Genomic DNA, 7,132 nt, shown 5'->3' with positions numbered 1-7,132 from the left:
TAAGTGTCCGTGAAAACGGGGGTGAACCCTTGGCAGCTATGTAGGGCTTGTCATTGAAGTCCAAAGCCGTCTGAGGAATTAGTTCGAGCTCGACTCGCGTTGAAGACGCTTGTCGAATTGCCAGTGTCGACCACGCATCATCACCTTTTACGAAGCCAACATTGAAGCGCGCCGTGACGCCGCGGCTCGGCTTGAGGCCATCAATCGATCGGAAGTCGCTGTGCACCCGCGACTTTGCCGTGGGCTGAGCTTCGCCATTGATGTAGAGCGTCGCCGCCCAGCTGGCCTGGCTGAGCGCCAAAGTTGAGCTATTCGCAATTCGCGCCTCAATGACCGGCTTCGGGCCAAAGAAGCTGTCCTCGATCCGTAACGTTGCGCCACTCGCACGCACTCTTTCTAGTTCGGTGATCGTCGGCCGCTGCGCGTTGGCCTGCTCCTGCAGAGCAAGAATTTCTTTTGGATGGGCATCCCTAATCTGCTTGATGTGCCCCCTAACCACCTGTCTTATAGATGCATTCGGGTAGGCCTTGTTCAGCTCAGCCAGATCAAGGCCGGCAACGGCCCAGTTGAAGGCATCCCGCTCATGGGCACTCAGCTCGGCGTCAATTGCGTCAATCGACGCTCTGTATTGCTCCTGCGTGCCGTCAGTGACCAACTTCCTGTCTACTGGACCGCTGCAGGCGGCAACTAGGACCGTCAGAGCAAGCAGCAAGCCCTGCCTGCCCCAGCCAGCTGCGTCGCGTCGACGTTGTTCTTTGATCATGCCCTTCCCCTGTCAATGAGAAGCACAGGATATCTGGTTTTTAGATATCGGAGAACTGGATATAGCTTCTGAAGCCGCTCAACCAGGGTGCGGCCGTGGCCAAGACAATCCATCGCAAGGAATACGCCGCCCTGATTGAGACCGTCAGAGACGCGCGCTTGGCTGCTGGCCTTACCCAAGTACAAGTGTCCAGCAAGCTGGGGCGCAGCCAGTCGTTCATTAGCGATGTTGAGACAGGGAAGCGCAGGGTTGACGTCGTGGAGCTTAGGGACATAGCGCGCCTGACAGGCCTATCCCTGGGCAAGCTCATTGCCGACTTTGAGAAGCGACTCAAAGACTGACTTTACTGAGCTAAGGCTCAGTCTTCTTCAGATGCGTACCACTAGGCTCACGCCTAGTGCCCACCCCACTATCCCGCTCAACGAGCATGCGACCACTTTGAGCAAATGGCTTCTTGCCAGTTCTGGCTACACAGGACTGGCTGGTCAAGTGGTGGCCTCCAGCGCACCATCCGAGCTAGAAGGGAAAGCATTCATAAGCCCTGTCGGCGCGCTTGACTGACGATTCCTTCGCAATAAGAGGTTCAGCGCTTCAAGGAAATCCCTTTGGGGCGACCTCTTCGTACTGACCATAGCTTAAAAGGCTCGGCATGCATTGCAGAACCAGCATGCGCATCTCCCCGCAAGAACAGTGACCTCCACCGCGCGGCTAGCGTTGATACCTCTCCCTTGTTGACGCCACTTCAAGGTAACGAAAGATCCTGGAGGCGCATCTCACGGCTCATCAACCATGGGATGCGGATGCTCAACGTCAACCAGCATGTCGACAGAACGCATGAACTTCAGAAGCACTGCGCCCAGAGGCTTGATGCGGGTGTAAGGCGAGCTTCCGATGCTAGAAGTGGGCAGGACTTCCGCCACGCATGCCGCTACCGGACTGATTGGCGCAAACTGCTTGAGAGTTGCAACCTCGCCGTGACAAACATCCTCCGGCACGTCCAGCAGCCCAAGAAACAGGTCGTCAATTGCATCTTGAGTCGGCAAAGATCCGCCGAGCTCAGTCCCAGCCAGCTGCGCGAATGCTCCTTGCCTTGTCAGATCATTCACGAAAGCAAGATAGTGCGAGTGAAACCGGGCGAAGAATGTATCCACCCCACCTGTGCGAGGAGTCACCGGAAGCATGCACGGATAGTCATCTGCGAAGAATACCCCCTTCGCCGAATTGCTACTAAACGCGCTGGAATCCGTATTGCCAAGTGGAAACCCAACATCCTTTGGCAACAGCGATCCCCTACGAAGCCTGACCACCCGCTGCTCCATCAACAGCTGGATTGCCGTGCATGCGTCGGGGCGCAATCCCCAAACAGCACAAAAACGAATAATTGCCCAGCGTAGTGCATCCCGGACATCTACTGCAGTCTCGAGCCTACCGCTGTCTATAGCTAACAGATAGTTACACGCACACAGGCCTATCGCGTCCAAGGAGCCACCTTCGGCCACGTTGAACATGGACTCCAAGGCATCTACCCGACTTGGCGCATAGCTGCTGAGGCCAGGGAGATTGTGATGAGAAGCCACCAGGCGTTCGGTGATGGACGGCATCAGTAGCCCAAGACGCTCCATTAGTGATCGACGTACGCCCCGCAATTGCTCCGCAGTGGGAGCCTCTGTGCTGCAGATCATCCAGATCGGATGCTCGAAGGCCTCCTTTGCAGCCGCGAACGCTGGATCCCCATGCACCGAGTCAATCAAGTATCCACCAGGACCGCGTAGCTTCCCTGGATGATGCCCCTTGCTGAAGAACCGGTAGAAGGATCGGGGACGACCGTTGGCCGCTTGCGCGTGTATATCGAGCCCAACTCTAGGCAAGAGCAACTGATCAAGATCATCCCAGGTCAGTCGATCGCCATGCAGCCTTCGCACAACGCAGGCCCACACGCTATTGCGGACGACCAGCGCCACGTCTGTTGGAATCTTGCCACGAGGCATACTTATGGATCTTCTGAAGCGGGACTAAAGAATCCCCTAGAACTGGCTGCAATTGTGCATGATGGGGTCCAACGGTAGCTAGGAGTTGCGTCATGCCTATCCAGAATCCAGAAGCAGCAGTCTCCACCGAACTCAGTCGCGAGCTGCTAGAGCGGCATGGGGAGCTCATGGGCGGCAGCGACCTCCAGCGGAACCTTGGCTTTCCAAACGGCCGCACCTTCGGCCGAGCCGTCCAGCGTGAACTTTTGCCGGTTCGCACCTTTCCGCTGCCAGGTCGGCGGGGGTTGTTCGCCAAAACGCGAGATGTCGCTGAGTGGCTGAACTCGCTGTAATTCCTGAGCACGCGAGCTGAGGCCGAAGCCAAAAGGCCCGCACCACTTCTGATCTGCTGAAACTCACCTAGGCGCACAGTGCGCCCCTGAACGGCTTGACGCCAAAACTCCAGCTTCAAAGGAGGCATTTAGCCCCCCAGTTCATCAAATCTCCGACCCCGGAAATGAAATCGCCCCCGCAGCAACGGGGGCGATAGCCTCTCGCCGGAGCGAGAGGGGGTGAAGCTCTACGATAACGTATGTAGGCTCCCGCAATTCCGACTTCGTGTCAAGCGGCAAAGCTGCTTGAGCGGGCATCTGCGCGCTCCGACTGCCATCGTATGGCAATCGGCACGGCACCCCATGCCCGAAATCCCCAATGACCCTGCTGGCCATTGCCGCCAGTACCGAGCCTCATTCTCCGAGGCCAACCGGGAAGTCGATCGATGAAGATCCAACACTCAGCTGACCATGCATTGAGTCATCCCTCAATCGCGATTGCGCAGCGCCACTCCTCGACCATGCGAACTGCAGTCATCCACAAGGAGGCAGCATGAGCAACCACGCGACCAATCCCGTGAGCCCGTTCCAAGGCGTAGCGTCTGCACGCGCCTCCGACCCGCTCCACAATGGGAAGGATCGACCGCTGGCCCCCCGTGAACTAACCGCTGGCCAGATCAAGAGGGGGGACATCTTCACCTTCTTTAGCCCGAAAGAGAACCGGACGGTTACCGTACACGGCCCCCTGCAACTCGCGCTTCGACTGCAATTGGAGTTTGATCCATCAGTGGCGGCCGTGACCGAGAGGCCTCGGTCCATCCCGGTAGGACTTGACAGCATGGAACTCCATTTCTGGTTTCAGAGGCGCGGAGGCCAGGAGATCTATGCAAACGTCATTCCGAATTCGCAGACAGTACCCGGCGTGGATGGCAAGCGTCGTCCTCGCGAGCTGGACCGGCTTCGTTCAGCAGCCAAGGATGCAGGCATCTCTTTGTGGCTAATCACGGAGGACGAACTCAAGGCGCCCGGCGGCAGGAATGAGCTCTGCTACCAACTGCTCGGGTTCTGCCAGTCAGCCAAGGATCTGGGGAGCAGCCTGGCGTTGCGACAGGAAATCGCCGCGACCATCGAGCGAAGCGGCAGCATCAGTGCAGATGAACTCATCCATGAGCTCAGGCACCACCCTCGAACTCACATTCAGGGGGTCGTGGCTGAGTTGCTTCACGTCGGATTTCTGGCGACCGATGCATTTCCTCGAATGACGGGGCGATCAAGGATCTGGAGGGCCGACCCATGAGTTCCAAGTTCAATGCCGTCGACCTCGAGTCGATCCGGGCAACTCCAAGGCCAAATGGGATCGTACTTCCAGCTGATCAACAGTCGGAATTTCAAGCCCGCCTGTCAGCACTCACCAGCGTCCTTGATGGGGCAACCTTGGTCGACGCAGCCCTTCGATGGGGCGTGCCGCGAAATACCCTCTCTCGAATGATCCGGACCGCACTGCTCTTCGACGAGAGCGGTCATCGAGTCGGATACCGAGCCTGCATTCCCTATGCGCGATTCAGCGTGTCAGATCGCAACAACTCGGTCGTCCCCGATAGTTCACATCCGTTCGCCATAGATGCTGTCCTGCAAGCGATCCCCGAACTCGGCGATGCAGTCGCAAGATTCAAGGGCGCCTTGCCAACACAGTCCAAAAGGAGCCCCGCGTTCGACAGGCTGCATTCCCAGTTCGTGAAGGTGCTGACTGGGAAGGGCTTTCAGGCCATGTATCCGCTCAACATCCGTGACAAGGGAAGACGAGCACTGACCTCCCTCATAAAGCGCATCCGAGGCACAAAGAGCGAAAATGAGATGCTCTTGGCTGCGGATGAGCCTACTTCCACCCGAATCGAGAACCTACTCAGCATTCGGCCATTTGATCGAGTTGAGTACGACGAGCATTCCGTCGACATCGACGCATGGCTGGCCATGCCGATGGCGGACGGCTCATTCCGGCTAGAGAAGATTAGTCGGATCTGGCTACTGGCAGTTGTTGATGTCGGGAGTGGCGCCATCCTTGGTTGGGAAATGGTGCTTGGCCGGAAGTACGAGCAACACGATGTAGTCAGCCTGTTCGCGAAGATCATGAGCCCCTGGCAACCAAGGGATCTGAGCACGTCGAACTTGAGCTACTCGACTAGTGCATGGATGCCGTCGATCTACCTAGTGGATGAGGTAGTGATGAGAAGCGCAATGATCGCAATGGACAACGACTCATCCCATCACGCCAAGATGACAGTCCGAAATCTCATTGATCATCACAAGGGAATCCTGCACTTTGGACGATCCGGGATGGGCGAAGGTCGCCCCTACATCGAGGCTCTATTCAAGAAGATTGAGAATGGCCTGCTGCGCCACATCGCCGGCGGCTTTGCTCCCGCAACGCAAGTGAATGAGCGTCAAGTCACTACAAAGCTTGACGGGAAAGACCACCCCATTCTCCTGGAGGTCTTGAAAGACCTCATTGACACCTATGTTACCTCGCACAATGTGACGAGCCGGTCCACTCGCGAACCCAGGTCGCCCAAGCGAATCATTGATGAGCATCTGGCATCTGGGGAGTGGGTGTGGCATGCACCTGGCACCGAAGATGACGTGAGAAACATGACCGTTAGGCGGATGAAGGTGACCATCAGAGGCTCCAGAAGGAGTGGTGTACCTCCCCTCGTCTATCTCGACCACGCTAGGTACAGGTCACCAACACTGTCTGGACAGTGGCACCTGATTGGGCAGTCATTTGACGCAACCTACGAAGACTGGCGAGACATTCGCAAGCTGACCCTCTGGAGAGGCGGTAAGCGTGTACTCACACTTCACGCTCTCGCCCCATATGCGAGCGTGGCCCACACGCTGTCGATCAGGAAGCGCGCGGCACGCTGGGCGAAGAGCGACGCGTCACGGGAGCCCGGTAACTACTGTTTAGCCGACAACATTGAGGCCTATCACGCAGCCGTCCGATCGGCGGCCGCTGGCGTCAGGGACAGCGCCTCGCTCATGGCAGCTGGCGATGTGCCCAAGCCACCTTCCACGACCAACAGTCAGGGGCAAGGCTCTCCACTGATGGGAATCCGCAGGGCCACGTTCAACACGAGGCTCCGCTGATGAAGGCCCCGGCGAGCCTTGAGAACCACCCAATGCACGCGCGACATCGCCCCAATATCCAGACTCTCCCCTTACTGCGAATGGCATCTGGATTCGCCACGTGCCTGGAGTATGGGCGGCCGAGCCTGAGGATCATTGGCGATGGCCGGTGTGGGAAGTCAACTGCCACGCGAATACTTGAAACCACCACTTCTTGGCGACCATTTCCTATTGGATTCCTCCGGATGGTCGTCGGAAAACCGACTACCCCTAGCGAAGGCAACTTCTTCCGCGAGGTCATCCTTGGACTGGGCATGAGGGCAACAACCGTAGCCAGCCCACAGGATCTCCTCCTCAGGATCATCCGGGCAATTGAGCAGGAAGCCGCTAGAGCATCGGCCGACGTGGTCGTGATTGCGATCGATACGGCTGAGCAGCTCACGCTCAAGGACTACGCCCACCTTGCAAAGCTTCAGAACCACTTCCTCGGATCATCAGTGCAACCGTTCTTTCTCTTCATCCACCAGAGCAACAGCGTGATTGGAGGCGCAGACGATCTTAGTCAGCTGGCGCCGCCACATCTGTATGGCCGATTCTTTGTCGACAGCCATCCTTTTACCGGGCTTCTCTGGGACATCCCGACGGAGGACGCTGACGTGCAGGACGCATGTGATGTCGCCTTGGCATTTCGCCAGCTTGACCAAGTTATGAGGTGGCCGGACGAGGGAGGAAAGACCTACACCGAAGCATTCGCACCCTATGCTTACAGCGTTGGCTGGCGCCTTGAGAAGGAGACCGAAGCGATACGCGAACGAATTGAGAACCTTGCCAATCAAGGCAACTATCCCGTTCCCAAGGATTGGCTCATGGCCTCCTTCAACCAGTTTGTCTACCACCTACTCACCAAGATCGCTGCTGGGGTTCACCCCCGTTTTCACGGACACTTA

7 protein-coding genes are annotated in these 7,132 nt (G+C 57.4%); 5 read left to right on the top strand and 2 right to left on the bottom strand.

Annotated features, from left to right (window positions below):
- Positions 1-763: hypothetical protein (locus C2U58_RS19620; RefSeq protein WP_146033505.1), on the bottom strand; the 763-nt coding region annotated here is incomplete at its 3' end.
- Between the two features lie 95 nt (positions 764-858).
- Here C2U58_RS19620 and C2U58_RS19615 point away from each other — a divergent pair.
- On the top strand, positions 859-1,104 hold the full coding sequence (locus tag C2U58_RS19615; RefSeq protein WP_017354505.1) for a helix-turn-helix transcriptional regulator: 246 nt from the start codon (positions 859-861) through the stop codon (positions 1,102-1,104).
- 432 nt (positions 1,105-1,536) lie between these two features.
- Here C2U58_RS19615 and C2U58_RS19970 read toward each other — a convergent pair whose 3' ends face one another.
- Positions 1,537-2,364, bottom strand: a complete 828-nt coding sequence (locus tag C2U58_RS19970) for a hypothetical protein (protein ID WP_049421696.1) — start codon at positions 2,362-2,364, stop codon at positions 1,537-1,539.
- A 479-nt stretch (positions 2,365-2,843) separates the two neighbouring features.
- On the opposite strand from C2U58_RS19970, the gene C2U58_RS19965 reads away from it, so the two are divergent.
- The 4 genes from C2U58_RS19965 to C2U58_RS19595 form a co-directional block, all read left to right on the top strand.
- Complete coding sequence (locus C2U58_RS19965) at positions 2,844-3,083, top strand: hypothetical protein (RefSeq protein ID WP_049399270.1); 240 nt, start codon at positions 2,844-2,846, stop codon at positions 3,081-3,083.
- 532 nt (positions 3,084-3,615) lie between these two features.
- A complete protein-coding gene (locus C2U58_RS19605) occupies positions 3,616-4,359 on the top strand; it encodes a hypothetical protein (RefSeq protein ID WP_017354507.1) in 744 nt (247 codons plus the stop codon).
- On the top strand, positions 4,356-6,206 hold the full coding sequence (locus tag C2U58_RS19600; RefSeq protein ID WP_049399271.1) for a hypothetical protein: 1,851 nt from the start codon (positions 4,356-4,358) through the stop codon (positions 6,204-6,206). Before C2U58_RS19605 ends, C2U58_RS19600 begins: the two co-directional genes overlap by 4 nt.
- Positions 6,206-7,132 (top strand): ATP-binding protein (locus C2U58_RS19595; RefSeq protein ID WP_343125477.1); only part of this gene is annotated, 927 nt, incomplete at its 3' end. The genes C2U58_RS19600 and C2U58_RS19595, both read left to right, overlap by 1 nt.

Origin of the sequence: Stenotrophomonas sp. VV52 (assembly GCF_002893095.1) — a bacterium.
Taxonomy (GTDB): Bacteria; Pseudomonadota; Gammaproteobacteria; order Xanthomonadales; family Xanthomonadaceae; genus Stenotrophomonas; species Stenotrophomonas aracearum.
Note: the sequence above shows the minus strand (reverse complement) of the source record. Positions and strands in the feature narration are given on the sequence as shown.